Below are 22,742 nucleotides of genomic sequence, written 5' to 3' on the forward strand. Positions count from 1 at the left end.
TTATAGCGCTCCTGTATGTAACTGCTCGCTAAGTAATGGAGCATAAGCCCAATATTGCGAGGCTTGCAGGCATGTTTTACCGGTGGCGGTTATGCCCGCTTCGTCGATAAAACCATGCTGCCGCAACATCTCACCCCGCTTGACAATATTAAGGCTGTTGACATCAAACATCAGTTTAACCGCATTATGCTCAGACAGCGCTTGTAAGCTCATGGAACTTCCGGCGTAGAACAGTAGCAATACAACCAGATCGTGCTTATTGAGTGTGTAATCAGTTGATGGTGCTTTAGGTTCGGTGATTTGCTTTGCAATGCCTGCGTGGTCCATAAACCAATTCAACCAGCTCACCAAGATCTCACTATGATCGAGTAAATTTAGCGACCACAAAGGTAAAGTGGTAAAGGCTAATAGCCCACTGTTGCTGTGTTTTCGTATATAGCGGGTATGCACCACATCGCCGGCCTGGTGTTGGTGGCGATCTGCACTGCCAGTAAAGCCAGCAATAGCCTGATCTGTTTCACTGGTTAGCAAAGCGCTTAGCCCCGGTTCCTGCATCCTCAAAGTCGCTGGTACTAATTGCCAATCCAGCGGAGAGGGTAATTGCGCTAATAAGGTAAATTGTTCAGCTTTCGGGTTTATTACCAAAGCGGCACAGCCTGCCTGCATAGCCCAGTGATACAGGCACTGTAAAGTATCAGTGTCAGTCAACTCTTCTGCTTGCACTAATAACAAACCGCTGGCTGGAGGTGAGCTAATCCAATCCGTCGTTAACGGTGCCGCATCCGCAACAGTATGCAAAAATCGGCCTTTACGGTTACTGGCCAGTGCCGCAGATAAATAAAGATTCATCGCGTCACCTCTATAAACCAGTAGCAAAGGTAAGGCGCATTTTTACAATGCCTTTGTCTACAAGTCCTTTCTGTTGCTCAGGTGTTAACGCGGGTTCTTGGTTTTGGCTCAAAGCCTGATAAATCGGTTGCCAATCCGCCAGTGTTAAGCCTGTATCTTTTAATATTTGCTCACCTTGACTCTGCCATTTGGCCTGGGTGCTTTCACACACCAATTGAAGTTCACTGACACCCAAATTGCTCACATCTCCAAGAGTCAACGCTGCTGGTTCCGCTTGCTTTTGAGAAGCCAATAGCGGTTTTAATAACGGCAGCCAGCCGTTTACCTGCTCGATGGAGCTGCGTCTTACTTGGTTTAGACGCTCTTCAATTTTAAGTAGCTGGCCTTGAATCGGTGTAATTTGACCGCGTGCCGATTTTAAAAGCTCTTCTGGTAAATCCCGTAACGATGAAAACTGCCCATTGCGCAAACTGTTTTGCATACTTTGGCGCTTACTCTCTGCATCGCTGGGGAGATCGGCAATAGCGTCTTCAATGAGCTGTAACTTCATTATCAGTTTTGGTAGCTCTGCAATGTCATCAGCGTACTTATACTCAGCCGTGGCGCTACTAAGCCATTGTTGCAACTGTTGGGCGCGTTGGTTTTGCTCTGCGAGGTTATTAACCAGCTTCCCAAATCGTTCTTTGCAGTTGCGGTAGCTAGACAAAATATGTCCCTGGATCTCCGCTATCGGCAGCTGTTGATCACTGTGCAGGTTTAAACCCACTTCTTGCGCTAAGGCTGAAAGCTTGTCTTGTGCTTTACCTAAATCGAGTTTACGCAGGTAATGCAGTAAGGTATCGCTGTCTGCTTGCTGCTCTTTTTGGCCAGTGGCACTGCTGGTATCTTCTTTTAACGCGCCGTCTAAAATATGACCTATGGTGCGCAGCGTGTTGGTGTACAGACGTTTCGGGAAATTCGTTAGTGGGGCACACTCTGTTTCAACATCTATGATTAAATCAGCGAGTCGGTTGTTGATACGCTCAGCGCTGCGCTCAACAAATTCGGCAAATAAACAGGCCTGTTCAATCCGTTGATAAAGCGAGGTCGTTTTGTCTTCTAAGCTAAGAATATGGGCATCTTTTAGCATGGGCTTGGAACTATTAAGCGGTTTAACCTTTGCTACTAGCTCCAGCACTTCAGCACGCTTGTGGATAAGCCCTGCCAGTACTTGCGTGTCGTTGGCCTCGGCAATATCAGCCAGTTGTTCTTCTTGCTGTTTGAGCACGTTAAATAGTGATTGTGCTTTTTCCAGCTGCTCTTTAGCTTCCACGGTGACAAAACCCAGCTTATTTGTACCCAGTGGCGCGAACATTTCATTAATGCGTGCATAACCATACACGCGGCTCATGACTTCCACATTGGCTGCGTAGCTGCCCATATCGTTACCGCTGAACCAGTTTTGTGATTCGCTAATGGCATTTTCTAAGCGGGAGCGCGGGTAGTGCTCCCAAATTGCCTGTTTTTCTGTTGGATTGGTTAAAGTGAGTAGGTTCAGCTCTCCACACCACCACATCCAGTCATTAAACACGCCTTTGGCGGTAATGCTCGTTTCAGCCACATAGGCGAAATAAAACTGCTGCTTAAAGCCTTCGAATTGCCACTTGTGCTTTTTATTAGGGTGAGCAATACGGGCTAAAAATAATGCGATCTGCGCCTGGCTTCGCTGCACATTATTAAGTTCAGTAAATAGCCCGGCATGTTCATCGGCCGTGTAGCCTTTGGCAATATAGCTGCCCGGCACTTTAAGTTTATCCAACAAGCTGCTCAGCTCATTCACTGGCACGCCGTGTTGCTGCTGTAAATCGAGAATGCCGTTTAACTCAGGGTGAGCAATGGCCAACTGATACCAGCCTTTAAACAACAGGTCGCGGTCATTCGGTGATAACTTACCATCTACCTTTAACGGCCAGGCAATTAAACCGCGCTGCTGCAAACGCTGGCGCCACTTGTGAATTGCATCCGTGGAAAAGGTAGTCAGGGCATGCAGCTTGTTTTTGAATTTTGCAGTAAAGCTGTCGGCAGTTAAATTCACACCGTGCAACTGGCATGCTGCCAAACTTAAGCCAATACGCTCTAACTGGTCTGCTTCGCTTGGGTTGACATAATGCAGCAGTATCGCATCACGCAATTCATTTCTTTCATCCAGTCGGCTGTATTGCTCCATGAGATGTGCAGAAGCGGTTAATGCTAATACCGGCGTGCGACCATTTTGGTGGCTGTGGTTTGCCGCAAAGGTGTGAAGACTGTTCAGCTCAATTAGGTTACTGACCCAGGCAAACAAGGCTTTACCTTCTGGGTGAAGCTTAAATCCATCCAGGGTAAGTAAACCACCCTGGCGGCCACGGGGCTCGGTTAAAATGGCCAGGGGCGCATTGTCGCTGCCCGTTTTATTACTCAGCAAGTTTTCATCATAGCGCCAGTTGTTATCCAGCAATCTCACAAAGCCCGTTACACGGGCTAATGCCTTGATGAGCGGCTTCTGGCTACTTTGTTTGCTAAGTTCACTCATAGCCTGTTCATGACCATCGCCCATGGCAGGATCTTTAAAAATCAGCGAGTTTTGCTGGGCACTGCGATAGCGCAAATCCAGGCGCAGTAACATCGCCACACTGGGGCCAATATGGGTTGCTTCGCTGGCGTCCAGCTCGGTAGTTTCGCCCACTAATTTGTGCCATAAGGCATCGGCAGCAAATTCAATCGCTGGGTGGTCATACAGCAAGCTGAGTAAGTATTTAAACTCACCTTTTGACAGTGGCAGTAATACCGCGCCTTTATCGCCGCTTGCGGCTTGTTCTTTAATCGAAAAAGTACGCAGGTTATCCAGCAAAGTATCTAAGCTCAGCGCTTGATCTACTGCAGGGTAGTACCATTCATCTTTATCGCGGCGGAATTTGGCTTGCTCCAGGGCTTGTCGGCACTGTAGGCGATCAATGCTCAGTTTGCGGTAATGAGCGGCTATGGGTTCCAGATCTTCGTTTTTCAGCGCCAGCAATTCAGTGGCATGGCTCACTTCAGTTAAGCGCACGGGTAATTGGCCGTAGAGCAAACTACGACATTCGGTCAATAGTGCCTGGTCGCGGGTTTGAATGCCTTCTATCGCGCCTTTATCCAGCACATGCCTGGCCACGCGGCCAGAACCTGCCAGCACAGCTTCAAATAAATCGCCCACATCCTTGATACTGCGGCCTGCTTGTTGGTATTGACTCAGCACCGCATCCACATTAGCCATGACCACGTTAAACCAACCGAAGTTGGCACCACTCATGGCGTAAGCAGCTTCCACTAAACCAGCCGGGTAATTAAAACCCAGCTTGCCGTCTTTTAAGAGGCTTGCCACATAGTCTGATACATCGGCAAAGGCATTGTGCTCAAGTTCCACTAACTCAAAGCGGCGTGCGACCGATTGAATTTCGCGCAATTGCTGGCCAAGCAGTGGTGAACACAGTGCCACATAGCGCAGCCATGGAAGTTTACGGCGCGGGTCTTCTTCTTTGATCGCTTTACCAATCAGGCGAATGGCCTGGCCATCGAGGCGCTTGTCTTGTTCATCTTCCAGGCCGAAGGTGGCGGCTTCTGCCACGGTTTCCAGCTCGTCCAGCACCACCAACATATACTGCACGCCAAAGCTCTTTAATACCTGGTAGGCAGCTTGCACCAAACTTACTACCAGAGTTTGGTCGGTATAGAGAGCTTCTTCACTGTGGTTGGCGTTCAGCTGTAAGGCATCTGCTAACAGTTCAGATTTAAAGCCAAATGGCATTAAGCGTTCATATGCTTGTTTGGCAATTTCACTTTGAATCGATCCATCAAAGGTTTGGGTGGCCAGTGGTAATAGCGCCTGGTATAAACCAAAAGCAAACCAGTTATCCGAGTTTTGATAATCTGATGCCACTTGCGAGTAGCGAATATAGAGCGCCAGGTATTTATCTTGTGCTTCGTGATTAAACAGCTGCTTATCGTGTAGTTGGCCTTGTTCATCGCGAACAAACCAGCCCCTGGAACAGTCATTAATTTGCGCGACCAATTCATGGCCCAAACGTGATTTCCCCCGGCCCCATTCGGCCTCGACGGCAAACACATGGGCAAAGCGATCATCGTCGTGATCCACCGTATGCAAAAAGGTTTGAAAGCGTTTGAAAAATCGGCTCTGGCCCACTAACGGGTCGCGAGGTGGGTAATCTGATACGCCCGTCGCCGCCCAGCGATGTTGTTTTGCAAGGCTATCAACCATCTGTTCGTTTAATTCAAAACTCATAACGAAGATCCTTGAAGGTTTGTTCTATTGGCGGCGCGTTTTTTATTGGCATAGCAGTTTTGCGCCAGTTGCTTAATGGCCCGTTGTAAAGTTTGGCTTTTGTAGCCAAATAGCGGTGCTAACGGCAGGCTGTAACAGGCATCGCTGAAGCTTGTGTTAATTCGGTAGTGACCGGATTCACCACGACCGGCTTCGGTAAATTGCCAGATTTTTTTTGCCAGTAATTCGGCAATGAATGAGCTTAGGACGCGGTTTATGCGGTTGATGCTTTCTGTGTTTACATCAAGCGCCGGGTAGAGGGCGATATTGAGCTCGTTCAGGAGCTGCACTACAAACTCCGCCAGACTGCCCAGGCTAACTTCATCACCCTCAATGCCCTGTACCGCTGTATTTATTTGACCGGGTGCAAAGGCATTTTGCCCGGCAGGTAAGGTGAGCAACAAACCGCCACGCTGCTCGGCAGACCAGGCATCTTGCACAAAGATAATCAGGCTGAGTAAAAATAACCAGGGCTGCCGGGCGAAGAGCTCGGTAAGCGGCACTTTGTCATGACCTGAGCGGGACACCAATAACCAATCGGCATTGGGTTTCAGGTCATGTTCATTAAGTAAGGTATTAGGGAATGCTAACAAACGCCCGCTACACCAGTTATTTGCCAGTTGTGTTGCGGTGATATCAACCGCCTGGATAGGCGCAAGTGGTCCATTTTGTTCGCTTACGGTAAATAAGGTATGACAGGTGCGCAAAATACGACATAAAGCGGGAATGGCAGCGTTGTCGTTTAGGCTATGGCCGAGTAAATCGCGTTCGGTTTGCGCCAATGGGCCTGCAATGATTTGTGGTGAGGAGTCTGAGTTTTCCAACTGGGCTAAGACCCATTCACTGGCATTGCCCAGTTGCTGAATGAGTTTAACCAATACCATTGTATCATTCATCGTGCCTGCTTCCTGGCAGCGGGCGGCAGCTAAATTTAGCCAATGTTGGCGAACGTCTGGGTTTAAGCCTAACAACGCTAATTGCCATTCACCTGACTGGCTTAAATCATTAAAAGCATCAAGTAATGGCGCGGTGAGGCTATAGGCGCTAAGGATATCAGCTTCAGCGTCGTTCTCTTTCGGCTGTATTATTGGTTGTAACAGCGGCCTAAGGGCAGGCACAGCCGCCAATAACAACGCTGCTTTGTTGGCGATCAAACCACCTTGTTGCCAAAGCTGCTGGCAGAGGTTTAGTGTCGCTTCGCATTTTAACATGTCGTTATTTTGTCTGGTTGTACTGTTGTCCATGCTGCTCACCGCCATCTTTACTCTTCAGCCTCAGCTTGTTCCGCATCTTCCAGCAAGCTGTATAACTCATCCACATCGCTAAATAGCGGTGTGGCGCCTTCAATGGCATAACCCTCAGCACTTAGTTTGCTTAAAATCGCCTGGTCTAAGCTGTTGTCGCCATCTTCCAGGGCTTGTTGGGCCTGGATTAATTGTTGCTCGGTCAGTTGGCCTTCGATTAGGGCTTCGACCAGGGTTTTGGCTGACTGAGTTAATCTGGTCGATAATTTAAACAATGTGTCAGCAGTACATAGAGTTTCGCCTAAGAAGTTCTGAAACTCTAATGGGACGTCTAAGATAGGTATATTTCGTAGCGCTGTACTTGATAGATTCAGCTGGCCAGTGGAACCATAAACTCCTTTTTCTATGAGTCGTTGACCTGTATAAGATCTCAAAAAACCAGCAACAAATGCTGGGTTGGCTTTAGCCGGGTCAATGCGAACCAAGAATAATGAATCAGTTATGTAGGTTTCTTCATCATCCAGAAAGATTGACGCTCGCCCAACCGTACCGGCACCTTGCCTAGTGACCAAAATATCGTTTCTTTTTAACCGAACGATACGTTTATTTTGCTCATCGTTTGGGTCAACTATTTCGTAGCCAGTTTCATCTAAAAATAAATCTCTTGTTTGCTTTGATTTTATACATTTGTTTCCAATAGCTGAGAACTTAGGTGTTGCTCCCTGTCGGATAGGTTCTAAACTGATTGATTGCAAAGTAGAGAACTTTTTAGAAGTAATCTGATCAAAAGCATCTGTAATTGCTGGTCGGTATGTCTGCGCAGATAAGAAATCTTCGATAGCTAAGGTTGAAACAGTGTTAATGTGAAAAAACTCTCGCTCAATATCAACAGAACCCATTTTGTTCTTCTCAATGAAGTCTTGGAAGTTCTGTTTCATTTGAGCGTCTTCAATATTTAACGCTAAAAACTTGGTTAGTTCCTTAATAGCATCATTGTTACTATTTTTTATTAAAGGAAAGAGCGAGTCGGTTAGCGACAAAGGTAACGCACCTTGGATAAATGCATCGATAAAAGCTGGGATGCGGTATAGCCGCTTTGCCCAAGTGCGCAGTTGCTCGGCTTGACGAACTTTATCCCCGATGTATTTTTGGGCTAGAGGTGAAACTTTAGGAACCGCTAGCGAACGGACACTTGGAAAGTCAATTGCGGGACGAGTTGCACCATATGCCTCCCGCCAGATTGCAACTTGTCCGGTTTTGCTATTTAAGTATGCCACCAAGAAGTGTGCGTCAACTTTTTTGGGGTCAGACTTGAATCTGACTGAGTGCTGACTAATGTTGGCCGGTAGATGCTTAGCTGACACAACAGCCGACTTACCAAATTTTGCACCAGTAATCGTAAGTAAAATGTCACCATCCACTAATCGGCTACGCTTTAATTTTTCATCATCCTCATCGGTAATAAAAACAGCCTTTTCAGCTTGCAAGAACATTTCTTCAACTTCAGAGGTGCGGTAGAACTTAACACGGCCTTTTTCTAAATAATTAGCGCCTAAAGGCGTTGCGCCACTAGCCACCCCGCGCTTTGAATCAATTACTACTTCCAGAGTTAAAGCACCTAGGTTGTCTTTTATCTTATTAATTTGTCTTTCAAATTGCGGTTGATAGTGCCAAGGATCAATCCGTCTTTCAGACAATTGTGCGGGTGTTCTTTTAAAAATAGTTACCATCACTCACCCCGCTTATAAGCAGAAACAATCTTATCCAGATCGTTGGTAACACCGGCGTTATAGTCTTCTATGTTGTTTTTCACCACATAACCCAATGTTTCCGCCACCGCCATAAATACATCGGTTTGTGGTTCGGGCAAAAATTGCTCTGGCTGGTTGGGGTTAGCATGGCGTTTTTGTAAATACAAAATCGAGGTTTTGGCGCCTGTGCCGGAGAGCTTAAAGCAGTCGCTTGGCAGAGAAATCACCGCTTTGACTATGGCTTTACCGCCAACAAACTCGCCGGTTTTTTCGTCTTTTCTACCCATAATGTACTCGCGGACGTAACGGTCGCCGGAGTTACATAAAATGCCATCAGGCAGCACGATCATCAGTCGGCCACCGGGTTTGAGCAGTTGCAGGCAGCGGTCGATAAACAGTACAGCTGGGTCGATGGTGGCACCCACTGGTTGCCAATTGCCTTTGCTGTCGGGTTTACTGCCCAGCGCCAGTCCCCCGGTTGTTGGCTGCAGGCTGTAAAACGGCTTTTTATCTGTACCGCCAGTTTTGCGCAAATCAGTACGATAACCCGCCCATTTAGGCTCACCGTTGTTATCCAGCTCTAAATCACCGGTATCCTGCCACTTCATTTTTACGTGGTCGTACCAAGCGTTGTAGCTATCGACGACTTTTTCAGCTGGGCGAAAACCACCGAGCACTTGCTCCATATTGGCTTCGTAATTAGCTTTTGAGTTTTGACCATTTTTGCCTTTATCAAATTTAGGCGTACCGAACGGCGGGTTGGTGCAAATGAGGTCAAAGCTATTGGGTTTCAGAGCGTTAGTGGTGAGCGAGTTATCGGTATAGAAAATCTGTGCTTTGGGGGCGCCTTGCAATGCCATATTAACGCGAGCCAGCATGACCATACGTGGTGCAGCATCGGCACCGGTAAAAGCACTTTTACGCAGTTGCTGCTTTAATGCCTTTTTTTTATCGTCGGCCAGCACCAGTTTAAAGTCGATCCATTTATCAATCTGGCTCAGTGCCACCGAACCAAAGCCAAAGGAGCCACAGGTTGGGTCGCAGAAACGAAAATCGCCATTGGCTAAACGCGATCGCATCTCATCGTCATCGTCGATGTCGTGCATAGCAATTTCTAGCATGGCCTGTTTTACTGGGTTCGGTGTTAAATAAACACCAAGGCCACCTTTGGATTCAAAGTTAGCGCGCAGGAAGACATCAAACACTCTGCCAAGTAAATCCCCTGAGACATCAGCCAGGGTGCCGTATTCTTTAGCAGTTCTGCCATCATTGGTTTTGACCGACCCCAAGTTTTGTATGGCTTCTAGCAAGTCTAGATAGTTTTTTGCTACCGACAGACGCAAGTGGGTCTCTTTACCAAAGATGGCATTACGTGAGCCATCATCCGAAATCACAACGTAGTCTTCGTGGCTTTTAAATTCCTCAAAGGCGGCTTTGATTTGCTCAACGGCTTTATCACCGTGTTTGGCCACATATTGCCAATTATAGACGTCACGAAAACGCAGGGTATTACCCGCATCGTCTTTAAAGGTAAGGTCTTCATCGTGATGCACGCGGAAAGTTTCTAAAAACAGTAGTTTGGCCACTTCTTCAATGATGTCGTTCTTGTCATTTACCTTGTCTTTGGTGACTCGATAAACATTTTCATGAAACGCATCAAAACGCTGCATTAAGCGGGTATAGACACGCATCGACCAGCGGAAGGTTTGGTCGCGTTCCATGCGGTCAAAACTACGCAATTCTTCCAGACTTGGCAGGGTATCGACACCATGGGTACCGTCGGAGCCATCTGCACCAAACAAGGCTAAAATGCGTTGGTTAATGCCATCGTCCACTACGGCAAATACCGGCCAGTCACCTTCAATATCACTTAAGAACTGATAGGCTAAATCATCAAACTTTGCGGTATCGGCCGCGTATTCCCAATGGCCTTCCTCCAGCGCAACTATCATTACAGGTGGCGTTAAGTTGCCCTCGACCAAGCCTTGAAGGAGTCCTGCTTTGGCGAATTCGTGTTCGGATAGCTCAACCAATGGTTGAGTAAACTCGGTATGCTGTTTGACCAGTTTATTGAACAGTACTTCTAGCTGCTGTTGCGGGTCTTGTTTTTTTGCTTTTGCTTCTTTTGCCATGATGTTTTCTAAATTCCTTTAATACAGCCAATGGTTACTACAAGTGCCGGCTAATTTATCAATACCAGCAAGGGGCCTTTAATCTCTATCTGCGCGTGTTTCTGCGCCAGTTTGCGTATCTGCTGTTCACTGGTCGTAATACCAGCAGGGAGCTTTTTCAGTACTTGTGCCAGGGGCATGCGCCCACCAGCTTGTTGTAACAATGATACTAAATGTGCCGCAACATCAGGTGTAACCTGGTACGTTGCCGTTGTGGACCCTTTTAGATGATTACTTTGAGGCAATGAGGCAAGCCATAGCGAAACTTGAGACTGGCTAAAGCCAAGTGTTTGCCAGAGAGTTTGGTTCTCATTAAATACAACGGCAGCGCTTCTGGGGGCTGCTGTTTGCTGAGTAATTAGTTGTTCCAGGCTTTGTCGCTGGTATTCATGGGTCATCTCATGCCTCCACTATAGGATACTGAAGCAGCCATCCGATCTGGGTTGGGTCTCATTGTACAGGACACGTCACTCGGCCACATCATCCTCTCCCCACGCTTTGCCATTATTTGGTATGGCACAACCCACAATCTTAAGGCGTCCGAGAAAGCAAAGTGCTGCTGTATCGGCTGGCTAAAGTCATCTTGCGCAGGGTAAATCAGATACATCTCGCCTGTTCCACCAAGGTATTTTTGGCCGTAGGCAAACATTTGATAGAAGTCGGATTGTGCCAGCCCATAGAGTGATTTTTTTTGCTGGCTGCTATTTACCAGCTTCCATTTTGTATCCATCACCATCTGGGTTTGAACTGGTTGGCGTGATTGAATCAACAAGTCTGGGCGAAGCTTAAAGCAATCGTGAAGTCCATGCTTAACAAGGGAATAAGTGGAAACCTGTGGCTGAACTTTAAGGTGAGAAGGAAGCTCGTGGGGGAGGGTTTGTGCAACAAAGGATTCAAATACTGCTTCCATTGGGAACAAGAGTGATATTGCGGTGGTGTTTCCCTGCAAGGCACTCGGGCTCATTCCTCTCAGGATTAATTGCACCCAGGCCATTGGCTCGTTGTAATGAGCCATACCACGTTCGAGGCGCAAGCTGCTTATATCACTCTCAATATCCCGACTAAGTGGAATACTGTCAAAGGCAAAGTGCAATTCGTAAAGCCAGCGTTGATTCTCTGATGACAGCTTTAGACTAAGAATCTTATCTAGCGCGGAGTGTAAGAGCCGATTGGCTGCACAATCAGGCATGTAGTCATCATAATCGACACAAAACTTATGACGATTCACCGCGTTATGCCGCAACTGTGCAGAAAGTATCAGCTTGCCCTTCATAAAAGGCAGATTACCTTGCTCGCTTACATAGTCGGATCGTAAACCTTGTTTAAGCAACTGGCTGACGCTTTGCAAAAACTGGCTGATAAAAATCTCGAGCAAAGGCATGCGCTGAGCCTGGATAGATGCCTGCTGGGTTTGAATATGTCGAAACCCTGGCAGGTGGCTTAGCATCGTCAGCAATATTTCACGTGCACTCACAGCTGTGAGGTTTTTACCAACCTTGGGTAGTATCTCAAGCTGGAAACCATGAGGTGTAGAAAGTATCCCCGTGTAGTTTTGCACCTGAAGTAATTTGAAGCCTGAGCGAGAGGTGAGTTTGAGAAACTGGCTTCCTTGAATACTTGCTAGGCTAAGTGCTTCCAAATAATTAAAGACCTGTTGAGGCACCAGCTTTGCGCCAACTGAAGCCGCTTTTCCACTCCCCAGCAGGTCATATTCAAAAACTGAGATAACTTCACCCATGGTTTACAGCCTGCTCATCAGGAGTGGTCTGCTGCGGCTGATAAATAGAACGGTAAGCCAGCGGCATACTCCAGATCTCTTGATCAAATGCTTCGAGCTCGTAAGCTGTCGATTGTTGATCATGACGTCTTAAACCATGGTTGTTACCAAAAAGCGTATCCAGATCGTCGGTTTTCTCAATTACGAATTGCAGGCTGTCATCTTGCTTTTGGTTGTCAGCCAGCACCAGCCTGATCTTGTTCCAGTCATCGAAAAAGTATTCCTGTAAAAGCGGAATGATCTTTTTCTGGAATGCGATCTTCAGTTGTTTAAATGCAGCCTCTTCATCACCGGCATCGATTGCATTTTTTACCGGCATAAAGAACGCATGCCCTAGCGTATGTTCTCGATCGTAAAGTGCTTCGATGCGGCTATTGAGTTTCTCTAACAACGACTCGAGTTCTATGCCCTTTACCTTGATTCCACTCAGCAAAGATAAATCAGGCATCATCTCGACAAAGTCAAAGCGACGACGCAAAGCCGTATCCATTAATGCTAAAGAGCGGTCCGCGGTATTCATGGCTCCGATGATGTCCACATTGGCAGGAACGCTAAATTGTTCACCGCTATAAGACAGTTGCAGGCTCATTGCATTGGACATACCCGCACGCTTATCTACTTCGATGAGCGAGATCAGTTCACCAAAGATCTTGGATATGTTGCCGCGATTGATCTCATCAATGAAAATGGCGTGGCGATGTGCTGGATCGGCATTGGCACGCTGACACAGGCGCATAAATATACCCGGCTCAATAGGGTAAGAGATATTGCCACTTTCGTCAGAGCGAGCGCGTATACCTTCAATAAATTCTTCATAGCCGTAAGATTGGTGGAAAGTAACCACCGCAAATCGCTGGATGGCTTCGGCAGATTTAGGACCGTGTTTTAACTCAGCATATAGAGAAAGCAGCTCATCCACTTGCTCTAACTGGGATTCAACCAGGAACCATTCACTATCGGCAGTTTTGTCGAAGATCGCAGGTTCACGGCGACCTTTGTAAGCAACGGTAGTTGATCCCGGTATGGTGAAGGATTGCAACGTCGCCCAGGTAGTTTGCGAAAAGTTGCTACTTCGACCATTCAAAAGCGCCTTGCGTTGGAACCACTGGTGTTCCGTCATTTGGCGAACTTTAGCCCGTTTACCTAGATCGAGCAGCACCAGCGTTATAACCTGCATCCAGTTCAACGATTCAAGGCGAGAATCCAGCCAGGCATCACGATCGGCTGGTACAGAATGAGAGGTGTACTCTTTCATTTTTTGCTGCAACGTGAAGGTCTTGCCAGTACCAGGTGGACCAAAGTAAATAACGTTTATTGGTGAATGTAGGAGGGTCTTAATTTCGGGGAGCTCACTGCTGGTCGTTGATGTGGTGCTGGATAGTTTTTGTTCATTATCGCGTTCGCGGAGCAATTCATAGAGATGCCAAACAGCCATATTCACGTAATAAGGATCTGCATTGGGAGATTGGACGTGTATGGCTTGCTTCAATTCATGGTTTTTCTGTAACCAATTTCCGGTCAGTTCCAAACCGAGGTGGAATTTCTTATTCAGAAAATCTGCCGCTTTAGTAAACGCATTCTCATCGACAGTACTGGTGCAGGTTTCAGGTGAAAATGCGGCAAATACACGATTTCTCAAGCTCCAATACATACGCTTCAGTAGCCCGGTTTCTTTGGCCTTCTGCAGAGCACTGCCTACGTATTGGTAGGTTGCTTCATCCGGTTGCTGACGAATACGCTCGGTTAGTTCTCTAAGCAATGGAAGGCTCTGCTGATATTCCGCTAAAGACGGAACACCCTGACGAATACTGGCAATGCCGTTGCCACGTTCATACCAAAGCCGTTTGACCAAATCATCCGTATCAGGCCCAGCAAAAGTCGAGGTCTGCTGTAGCAAGGCCGTAAATTCGCGATATCGCTGATCCCACTTGGAAGCTGCGTAATTTTTATTTTTCGCCAGGGTATCAATCAATTCACTGATCGTAAGCTTGCCTGCTTCGACACTATCCACAAGATCCATCGTGAGTTTCCTTTACTGTGAAATTGCTTTTCTTTGACTAAGATGATGCGTTCTAACTGCATTGAGTTAATCCATGGAGCGGGTAGAACAACATCAGCAGCTTGCATAGTTCCCTAAGGCACTTTCTCGATAGGGTATCTGGATTCGTAGTATTCCTTTCGCTGTGGGAAGGGCGGTATTTCTTCGCTTCTCGGATCCCTTACAGCGTCCCATGACCACCAGGCGTCGTCAAATTCCTGCTGATACCATTCTTCTTTCACTGCCCTGTGCTGTAAATAATCTTCAGTATCACGCCCCCATACTTCGAGCGGAACGTAGTCTGAACCGTTGACATCCGTTAGTAGGAAATCGGGATGGTACTGATCTTCCGCTGAATCATAGATCAATGGTTTGGTAAACTGGCGTCGTTCCTTAGCCACCTTTTCTTCAATAATCCCTTCGTAAGATGAATCGAGTGGGATCCATCGTTCACTCACCATCATTAAGACAACCTGACGAACACATGCGGAAAAATATACTCGGTTAGACTTGGTAGATTTTCTCTCTTCTGGCACGTCTGTAACGGCAATTGCGATAATTTTACCTCCGCGCTGCCACCATGCTACATCACGTGGAAATCTGGCTAAGGAACTTTCCCAACGTGAGTTATCGATGGTTAGATATGGCATCCCGGCAGGGGGACTGGTCTTCGTGGTCCCAACAAAAGGGAGATTATTGCTAGCAATCAGAGGTGGAGACCATTCATTAAGTTCTGAGATGACAATCAGACGACGACTGTTCGCGCAGGCGTAACTTACAGCCTTCTTATTGGTATGCTCGTTCCCTTGTAGCAATAGAACATCTGCCAGAACTGTGCGGCCTTGTTTAATGCTACTGGCTTCTTTTTGCAACCGGGTCATGACTGTTGTAAGCCTTCTTTTGCCTTCAAGCCATGGGGCCCATTCATTTAATCCCGTGTTCTCCCAAAGCAAATGAAGTAGACCTAGCATCTTCATCTTCCCAAGGCGCTTCACTTGTTTTTTTTCCCTTGGAGGATGCATTACAGCAGGAGTTGCGCATCCAGAGTCAGCCGCCGATACGCGTAACGAAAAATCCAGTCCGATACGCAAGGTCCCGTCCTCCTCTTCCATGACAGCCGATGAGGAATATGCTTTTGCACCACCATCTGTATTTAGACGCGAGTGGTAAGAGCAAGACGGTTTGTGCCTGGGGCCAGTGTTTGGGTTACGACAGAGAGTAAATGGACCGGAACCTTTGTTGCTTCTTACATATAGCTTAAGTTCCTGGGCCGGATCACAGCAGCAGGTTGCAATGTAATTGTGATTATCCCAGGACAGTTTCAACGCATACTGAAAAAAGGAGTCTGTAGTGGGTTTTTGCTGTTCTGGCGTAAAGTAATAAGGCTTATCTTTTTCAAGAAGATGTACGCAGACCTTGGACTGTTGCTTCCTTTCCATTGACCTCTCCTTTTTGTTTCTTTCTCAATCAGTGTTTTACCGCATTAGTCATGATTGTTCAAATCTCCCACATTTAAATAATCGGTATTGATATATAGGTCTGCAAGTTGCAGGTCTGAGCTCATTTGGTAAGAACTGCGCACTAATCGCATCGATCCAGTCTTCACATTGCGGACAAACTTTTTCACTATTACCAACAGGTAAGGCACCAGCAGCTATACCAGTTTTGAAGAGCTATATTTATGCGTTGCAGATGCTTCTTGGGTCGCGTCAGAACGGCTAAAGATAGGATAGGGAAAGCCTGTTCAGGTATTGTCTCAGCCTTGCAAAAAGAAGTGACTTGTTTAACACCAATTGAAAGTGAATCCACAACTGAAAGGGCTGGGGGGCTGGTTACGCGAAAAGATGAAGACCCTTTCAAGGCACTCAGAACAGGCGAAGGCGTTGCTCTCTGGTTGAGAGCTTGCTCACTTAGTCGCGTGCCCATTATTACTGGGTAAGGTAATTATTACACTTTGGACAAGTTTTAGACCAGGGTGTTCCGATTTACTGAGCGAACCTGAGCGACAAGGTTTCCGTACTCCTGTTCGCGACTTCCGTGCTGTAAAGATCATGCTCGCACAGAGGGCACATTCTCCGCCCCTCGTATTCATGATTGCACATTACGCACAGATAACGCTGCGGCTTGAGAGAGCTCCGGTCTGAACTCCATTTCTGAGACGCTTCCTGAACGGCAATCTCCCATGCCGTCGGTGGTTTTGGTATGGCAGGTTGCGACGCAGGGATTAAATAGGGACAACTTTCCAGTTTTTTTACATCACTAAGTTCGATGTCATGCTCAAAATAACGGCCTTCGGTGTGAGTGGTGCGAAGATACAGAGGATTGAGACAACAATGATACGTTGCTCTCACGGGCTGTATTTCTGCGGCTACCGATGTACCGTCCTCGGTGATAGCCACTTCGATTTTCTTAAATTGCATAGATGCACCTTTAGGCTATATTGGCCTGATGTCATTGAGAGATATGTCGTAATGGGGGAGGATTACGGGCGGGATTGCTGAATGCGTTGCTGTAACCAGGCTTCGACTTCGCTTTGCAGCCAGCGGGAACTGCGGCCCAGCTTAATGGGCTTAGGAAATTCGCCGTCCTGGATGAGCTTGTAGAACCATTTGTCCGTTATGGGAAACATGGCGTCATTCGCTGGGTAACCTGACATTGACGGGCTATAACTCTGAGTATAGCAATCGCTCATTTGCTGATAAGCGCGACATGGAAGGTGGTTTCAAATACAGTCATTTACGCCTGAATGACGGGCTTTCGTCTCTTGATAAATGGAGTGAAGAAGCCATTATATCCCCTCATATTCCCACCGCTGGATTCATTTTCTCCAGCCTGAGTACATCCCGAAGCGGCTAACGTCAGCAGCAACATCATTCCCTGAACATATCTAATGAATTTATTCATTGTGTCTCCCTGATACGTGAATTCGGCACTGATAGCCGGGTTATCGTTGCTGACTTTGAATAATCAGCAGTGATAATCAGACGTAAGCGAAATAAGGGTTGAGTGCGGAGATTCACTTCGGACATGAGGCCGGCTCCTTCATATCTAAAGGTTCTTTAACCGGATAATCTGTTGTGCCGTAGCCTGAGCAAGCGGCTGTGATTTTTACCTTCTGGCAAGTTAAAAAATGGACGGTCAAACCGCAAGTACGATCGTATTGAATAATGTCAACGTCTGCACTGTAGTGACGATAATTGGCTTCATGTTTTGCTAATGCGGCCTCATCGAATCCGTATCCTTTTGTTTTTCTTTTAATCTTCTCATTTGGATTTGGATCAACTTCCCATTCCACATGTGCTTTTAAACCTGGATACCATTTTTCCGGAATCATTACGCAGCAGGTATTCCCCGTCATAGTTGCACCATAACCGTTAACCGAAAACGAGTTAACGGTTTGGTCTGCAACATGATTGTACCCTCGTAAGTTCCCCGCATTAAATCCATCATCACTAGCTTGAGTACAACCTGAAGCCGCCAACGTCAGCAGCAACATTATTCCCTGAATACATCGAATAGCTTTCTTCATTTGTCTTTCCTTAGAGATGGCAAATAGCATCGACAGGTAATAAAACGGTATCCATCACGGCTGAAAAAGGGACATCAAGCCACGGGAGATATACCCACATGCCCAGCTCCGCCGCTTTTTGAGTTCCCTGGTAATAATCTTCAGGACATCCTCTATTATCGATATGTTCCCCCAGAGAAAAACATCCTGTCAGAGAGGAACAGACAAGGGCGATCAATATCAGTTTTTTCATTGAATCAATTCCGTATATTCTGTAATTCGCTTAACGGCAGGGTAATTTGCCAGTTCGCCCAAATACCCATTCCGGCTTGCATCCAGCGCCACATCAAAACAACGGCTAAAATGCTGTTCTCTGGCCAAGCTCCCGCGTTCAAACTGTGGCATTAGGTTTTGCGCATCGGTAATACAGCCCAGCAATTCAATCTGGGCATCTTCGACCGATAGCGGTTCTGGTTTCTCAGGCAGCATATTTCCCGGTGCATAGGTGCCCGCTTTCCAGACAATTTTCTGATCGCGATCCTTCCAGCCCCATAGCAATGCCAGATGTGAAAATGCCGTTTGCTGTTCTGGCGTCAGAACATGTGAGAACAGCAGGGGGAAAATGCGGGTATCGTAAAAACGTAAAATACCCGTCTGCTCGCCCCACTGGACGTCAGCCAACGTGTGCAGATGTTGGGTAAGTTGCTCAAACGGCAACGGAGTGATCGCCAACAGCAGACGCGGCGTGCCCTGAAAATGCAGCATCAATTCAGATAGCCAGGCTTTGTGCTGCCAGATGGGCCAATGGAGCCGCATCAGTAGCGGAGCCTGTTCTGCCAGGGCTTCTTCTGGCGTCCCTTCAAATAGCGAGTGCCAACTGACCGGTGGATCCAGATGGCGTAAAGCCTCGAGCAAAGGTGAAGGCCAGCCGGCCTGGTCGACCAAGACGTCGATATGATCTTGTCCGGCGCGGAGACAAAGATTTTCAGCCTGCGTAAGCCATTGTTCGTGTTGATCCTTCATCGCACTTCTCCTTTATCCGCGTGGTACAAAGCCCATCGCTTCTTCCTGCGCTTTCTTTAGGCAGTCTTTACACACCGACTGTGGCAGCTCCGGCAGCGGGAAATCCTGACTGGCCGGTGCTTCCCACGCATGGGTACCTTTCAGGCTCATTTTGCTCGGACCGTGGATCTCGATTTCACCGCCGGGAGACAGGCGAATATAGGCACCGCCACAGGCTAGCGTGATGCCGTTTTTGGCGGTCAGTTGCAGCATGCCCTGCACCGACTGCACGGTGACGTCTTTCAACGCAGTCAGCCCCATGGTGTCGCCGTGGGACTCGACCGTCAGCGGTCCTTTGCCGGAGACCACACGCACGCCTTCCTGCTGAGAGAGGAGAGAAATGGCTTGGCTTGCATTGATGGCCAGGCGTTGGCCGCTCGCTAACTGGGTTTCACCGGTGCTTTGCAGATGCAGGCTGGTGCCACTTTTCAGCAATATGGTTTCCGGGCTGACGGCGGTGATACCTTTGGGTGCACTGAGTAACATCGCGGGGCTTTTAAGCTGGTCGGCACCGGCTGCAAACGTTTTGAGAGGGCTGACGTCAGGCTGAAGGTTATGGTGCGACTGGGTGATAGTCTGCCAGTCTCCCATCTGACTGACCGCACCTTTGATCAGGCTGATGGCAGGGGACATATCCAACACATTACCTGCTGCGGTCTGCTGCGCATCGGCGCTGAGAAATAGCCCTTTACCGGCACGGACGGTACCGAAGCTATCAGTACGAACTTCAAAACCTTCGCCGCGTTTATTACGCTTGGCATCGACAATTTGGCCTAAAGAGATCTGCGACTTTCCGCCATATTCCGTCGAAATCTTGATGTGTTCGTAGCCTCTGCGGTCCTCAAGTCGAATCTTATTATTCGATGGAGTGCGGATACCGCGTAGGTCAGGCTGTTATTTAACAGCGCAAGGCGGGGCTCCAGCGTCACCACGTAGCGAGTTTCATCGGCTGAGCTGCCGCACTGCTGAAAAGCCGTCACCACCCCACGCAATACGCGAGGTTTTACGGTCTGCCAGGGCTGGCCATCGGGGTAGAAGAGAAATAGCGCACTGGTGTTGATCAGGAATTCAGCCGGAATATCCGCCGTTGGGCTGGTCACCTCAATGGTATATTTCCAGGGCTGGCTAATGGCTTCCTGGCCTGAGAATTTGAGCACTGAAAGCATGACATCGGGGCGCTGCTTTTCCAGCTCTGAGACTTTCAGCTGGTAGTGGTTGTGAACGCCCATTTTCTCGCCGGCGATAGCGTAATCCTGAATACTCATAATTTATTCTTCCTGAACAATTATCCTGCAAAGAAAACGCGTACTTATCCCGGAAACCACTGATTTAACAAAGACTGAAGATAGGCATGCAACCCAAGTGAAAGGCCAACGACGGCAAGCAGCCCCAAAGCACCGATGAACCAGGCAGAGCGCAGCCATGGATGACGTAGCGAGACATTCTGGGAAGCGGTGATAGGTGCAGACAGGGGAGTGGTGTCGTGCGGGAGCATATTTGATAGTTCAGTCACTAAAGACTCGCGTTCGGGATTATTGGCATCCCTGATGTATTTCCCCATAAAGCCGAACGTCAGCGCGCGGTGAAAACACGTTAGGAGAGCAATATCCGGAGCGGGCTGGCGGAGCAGTTGCCACACGCGCTCAAAGAATTGGTCACCCGCATCCATTGAGTGAAAAAAATGGACCTGCAAAGGGTCAGCACGCCAGACCGAATTGGGTGTGGGATTATTAGGGCGATACAGCACGGACTCATCAAGCAGCGCGCACTGCACCCAGGTTACCTGAGCACAACTTTCCGAATTGAATCCCTGTTCTGCGAGCGCCTTCTGGGTGTATTCCACCAGAGCAACACCTTGCTGGTGCAACTCGCGGTCATCGGGTAATACACCTCCATTTTTAAGGCGCAGTACAAATAACCAAGTGTCCTGAAGCAGTCCATCAATAGACGTCATGTGAAAGATTCATCCGTGAAATGTATGTGAAATTAATAAAGGAATTCCTGAATCAGGGAGCCTATTCTTGAAGGACCATTTTCACGGAAAGGTTATTTGTAAGGGAAGGTTACGGTATAAGACGGAATAAATGATGATTACCGTAGTTTAAGCTACGGGTGATTCTTTAAAGTCCCTGCTGCAGAAGGCTGTAGGCGAGTTTGGAGGATGTTTGCGATAAAAACAAAATGTTTTAAAATGTAAATATTGGTTTTATTTTCAGAATTTTCATATTGTTTATTAAGAGTTTGCTTACAAGCCCGGAATCTAATTTAAGCCATTACGTAATTTTAATAGGGCTACTTATTTGAATAGATGATTATTTTTACTTCATCATGTTGCTGGTTTTAACTTATAGGTCAAGTCTGGTGGCACGTTTAGGGTATCGCTATCTTCCATTTCCCTACTGTACAGGCCGCTATGACAACGGTGGCAGGTTCTCACTTCAACGTATTCGTAGTTGACCCAATTGCCGTCATCCGTAATAGCACGCTTAATTTTCTTAAATTGCATAAAGGTACCTTAATACATTGGCCTGACGCCGTTGGGTGTTTACTGAAGGAAGAGTGTTACGCACGTGGCGTTATTGAAAGTTGCTGCTTGGTGGGAGTGATCGCTTAGCAGGGGGTATGAGGCCACATATTGTAAAATGCAAAGAACACGTATTCGTCGACTAGGTCGTACAGTTTTGGCATTTTCCTGAAATAGGTATCCAGTAATAACAGCCGCTGATGTTTCTGCTCAGGATACTGAAGCCGGTTCTCATGATTTAGCTGTACCTGCTGGGCCAAACGTTCTGAGTCATTCGCAAGCAATCCGTAAAAGTAGGCGATAGCGAACTGTACCAGATGCCAGGGTTCCTCATAAAAGAGGGTTGTAAGGCTCTGCAGCTCGTCAGCTAACCCGTACCATTCCAGCCGTTGGCATTCGGCTATCAGTAATGAAAAGTAGATACGCTGACTTTGGTTGGCACTTTGCATACAGCCCGTGCTGTTAAGTGCATTGGGGTCTGCAGGTATGACCAGCTCAGACTGTTTCACTTCTCTGCGCTGAAGTAAGTCAGTCCCACCTTTTAAACGATCTAACTTCCCAAAAACTGCATCCAGCAGTTGTACGCTTTTTTCATCGCCTTATACTTCCAACTTATTGATTTAAGTAATAGGTATCGGTAGATGATGGACGAAGAGATGTGCGTTGTTCTTGCAGAGAATGATGTTTCGAAGTGGGATGATGAAACCGGTGAGCGATATCATTTTCCTAAGATGTATAGAAAATGGCTAAGCCGGGGGATGCGTTTCGTCTATTATAAAGGGCGGCTCGATCCGAAGAATAAACAATTCTCTCTTCAGCGATTATCCGACTCGCCTCATTACTTTGGGATAGGACGCATAGGGGATATCGAGCCGGATGAAGCCGGTCATCTTTATGCCACCTTAACTGATTTCCAAAAGTTCGATCAGGCTGTCATAGCCAAAAGAGATGATGATTATTATGAAGAAATTCCTGATAGTAAGAAATCGAATTATTGGCGCTCAAGTGTTCGTCCTATATCGGTAGACGTTTTCGCCGATATTTTAGTCGCTGCTGCGCTAACCGAATCGCGTCATATAATCGGCGATATTAAAACCACAGACACTCTCATTGAAAATGAAGCCGATGAAGAGTCTCTGGTTTCCTATCAGGAAGGCAAAAAGACTTCCAAGTTTGTCACCGTCTACGAACGTAACCTTGTATTAAAAAAACAGGCAAAAGCATTTCATGGCACCACGTGTTTTGCCTGCGGCTTTAACTTTGGGGAGTTCTACGGTGAATACGCCAAAGACTTCATCCACATACATCATGTCGTTCCAGTATCGGAATTTGGCGAATCTAAAGCCGTTAATCCTAAGACTGATCTCGTTCCTGTATGTGCAAATTGTCATGGCGTCATTCACCGCAGAAAAGATCGGACACTCTCGATTGATGAGTTAAAAATCATGATTGCTGCTAGCAAGAAAACACCCTAGCAGGGGT

At 47.3% G+C, this 22,742-nt stretch carries 18 protein-coding genes and 3 pseudogenes; 3 read left to right on the forward strand and 18 right to left on the reverse strand.

The genetic code is table 11. The features are described from left to right. The 9 genes from EAH77_RS10915 to EAH77_RS10955 form a co-directional block, all read right to left on the reverse strand. The gene (locus tag EAH77_RS10915; RefSeq protein WP_140472530.1) at nt 1-849 is read right to left on the reverse strand and encodes a hypothetical protein; all 849 of its coding nucleotides are present in this window, start codon (nt 847-849) and stop codon (nt 1-3) included. Nucleotides 850-859: 10 nt separating this feature from the next. Beyond that, nucleotides 860-5,146, reverse strand: coding sequence for a hypothetical protein (locus EAH77_RS10920; RefSeq protein ID WP_140472532.1), 4,287 nt, complete (start codon nt 5,144-5,146; stop codon nt 860-862). Further along, complete coding sequence (locus EAH77_RS10925) at nt 5,143-6,429, reverse strand: hypothetical protein (protein ID WP_140472534.1); 1,287 nt, start codon at nt 6,427-6,429, stop codon at nt 5,143-5,145. The genes EAH77_RS10920 and EAH77_RS10925 overlap by 4 nt, the downstream gene beginning before the upstream one ends. Nucleotides 6,430-6,446: 17 nt before the next feature. Beyond that, on the reverse strand, nt 6,447-8,159 hold the full coding sequence (locus EAH77_RS10930; RefSeq protein WP_140472536.1) for a restriction endonuclease subunit S: 1,713 nt from the start codon (nt 8,157-8,159) through the stop codon (nt 6,447-6,449). Beyond that, nucleotides 8,159-10,312: an HsdM family class I SAM-dependent methyltransferase gene (locus EAH77_RS10935; protein WP_140472538.1), complete on the reverse strand. Its 2,154-nt coding sequence runs from the start codon at nt 10,310-10,312 to the stop codon at nt 8,159-8,161. The genes EAH77_RS10930 and EAH77_RS10935 overlap by 1 nt, the downstream gene beginning before the upstream one ends. A gap of 50 nt (nt 10,313-10,362) precedes the next feature. Continuing rightward, a complete protein-coding gene (locus EAH77_RS10940; RefSeq protein WP_140472539.1) occupies nt 10,363-10,749 on the reverse strand; it encodes a hypothetical protein in 387 nt (128 codons plus the stop codon). Beyond that, on the reverse strand, nt 10,746-12,089 hold the full coding sequence (locus tag EAH77_RS10945; protein WP_140472541.1) for an McrC family protein: 1,344 nt from the start codon (nt 12,087-12,089) through the stop codon (nt 10,746-10,748). Before EAH77_RS10945 ends, EAH77_RS10940 begins: the two co-directional genes overlap by 4 nt. Continuing rightward, a complete protein-coding gene (locus EAH77_RS10950; RefSeq protein WP_140472543.1) occupies nt 12,082-14,148 on the reverse strand; it encodes an McrB family protein in 2,067 nt (688 codons plus the stop codon). Before EAH77_RS10950 ends, EAH77_RS10945 begins: the two co-directional genes overlap by 8 nt. Nucleotides 14,149-14,261: 113 nt before the next feature. Continuing rightward, nucleotides 14,262-15,605 carry a DUF1173 family protein gene (locus EAH77_RS10955; RefSeq protein WP_140472545.1) on the reverse strand — a complete coding sequence of 448 codons (1,344 nt, stop codon included), beginning with the start codon at nt 15,603-15,605 and terminating at the stop codon, nt 14,262-14,264. Nucleotides 15,606-15,956: 351 nt separating this feature from the next. Here EAH77_RS10955 and EAH77_RS25525 point away from each other — a divergent pair. Then, nucleotides 15,957-16,049, forward strand: a pseudogene (locus EAH77_RS25525) (hypothetical protein); the annotation flags it as partial. Between the two features lie 102 nt (nt 16,050-16,151). Here EAH77_RS25525 and EAH77_RS25800 read toward each other — a convergent pair. After that, nucleotides 16,152-16,586: a putative zinc ribbon protein gene (locus tag EAH77_RS25800; RefSeq protein ID WP_140472547.1), complete on the reverse strand. Its 435-nt coding sequence runs from the start codon at nt 16,584-16,586 to the stop codon at nt 16,152-16,154. Between the two features lie 62 nt (nt 16,587-16,648). Then, nucleotides 16,649-16,822, reverse strand: a complete 174-nt coding sequence (locus EAH77_RS10965) for a helix-turn-helix transcriptional regulator (protein ID WP_241673441.1) — start codon at nt 16,820-16,822, stop codon at nt 16,649-16,651. On the opposite strand from EAH77_RS10965, the pseudogene EAH77_RS10970 reads away from it, so the two are divergent. Then, a pseudogene (locus EAH77_RS10970) lies at nt 16,801-16,956 on the forward strand (HNH endonuclease family protein); the annotation flags it as partial. The gene EAH77_RS10965 and the pseudogene EAH77_RS10970 sit on opposite strands and share 22 nt — an antisense overlap. Here the strand turns inward: EAH77_RS10970 and EAH77_RS25140 are convergent. The 7 genes and pseudogenes from EAH77_RS25140 to tssL form a co-directional block, all read right to left on the reverse strand. Further along, nucleotides 16,903-17,070, reverse strand: coding sequence for a hypothetical protein (locus tag EAH77_RS25140; RefSeq protein ID WP_161985791.1), 168 nt, complete (start codon nt 17,068-17,070; stop codon nt 16,903-16,905). The pseudogene EAH77_RS10970 and the gene EAH77_RS25140 overlap by 54 nt on opposite strands. Before the next feature lie 112 nt (nt 17,071-17,182). Further along, complete coding sequence (locus EAH77_RS10975) at nt 17,183-17,695, reverse strand: DUF3304 domain-containing protein (RefSeq protein WP_140472551.1); 513 nt, start codon at nt 17,693-17,695, stop codon at nt 17,183-17,185. A 10-nt stretch (nt 17,696-17,705) separates the two neighbouring features. Beyond that, on the reverse strand, nt 17,706-17,927 hold the full coding sequence (locus tag EAH77_RS10980) for a YceK/YidQ family lipoprotein (RefSeq protein WP_140472553.1): 222 nt from the start codon (nt 17,925-17,927) through the stop codon (nt 17,706-17,708). Next, nucleotides 17,924-18,697: a DUF4123 domain-containing protein gene (locus EAH77_RS10985; protein WP_140472555.1), complete on the reverse strand. Its 774-nt coding sequence runs from the start codon at nt 18,695-18,697 to the stop codon at nt 17,924-17,926. Before EAH77_RS10985 ends, EAH77_RS10980 begins: the two co-directional genes overlap by 4 nt. A 12-nt stretch (nt 18,698-18,709) precedes the next feature. Beyond that, nucleotides 18,710-19,612: pseudogene (locus tag EAH77_RS10990) on the reverse strand (DUF2345 domain-containing protein); the annotation flags it as partial. Then, on the reverse strand, nt 19,510-20,001 hold the full coding sequence (locus EAH77_RS25805) for a contractile injection system protein, VgrG/Pvc8 family (RefSeq protein WP_140472559.1): 492 nt from the start codon (nt 19,999-20,001) through the stop codon (nt 19,510-19,512). The gene EAH77_RS25805 and the pseudogene EAH77_RS10990, both read right to left, overlap by 103 nt. Nucleotides 20,002-20,045: 44 nt before the next feature. Then, nucleotides 20,046-20,690 (reverse strand): type VI secretion system protein TssL, short form, encoded by a 645-nt coding sequence (gene tssL / locus EAH77_RS11000; RefSeq protein ID WP_140472561.1) that lies wholly within the window; start codon nt 20,688-20,690, stop codon nt 20,046-20,048. A gap of 1,211 nt (nt 20,691-21,901) precedes the next feature. Between tssL and EAH77_RS11010 the strand changes: the two genes are divergently transcribed. Continuing rightward, on the forward strand, nt 21,902-22,735 hold the full coding sequence (locus EAH77_RS11010) for an HNH endonuclease (RefSeq protein WP_206664888.1): 834 nt from the start codon (nt 21,902-21,904) through the stop codon (nt 22,733-22,735). Nucleotides 22,736-22,742 lie beyond the last annotated feature (7 nt).

This window comes from Ewingella americana, assembly GCF_006438725.1.
Classification (GTDB): domain Bacteria; phylum Pseudomonadota; class Gammaproteobacteria; order Enterobacterales; family Enterobacteriaceae; genus Ewingella; species Ewingella americana_A.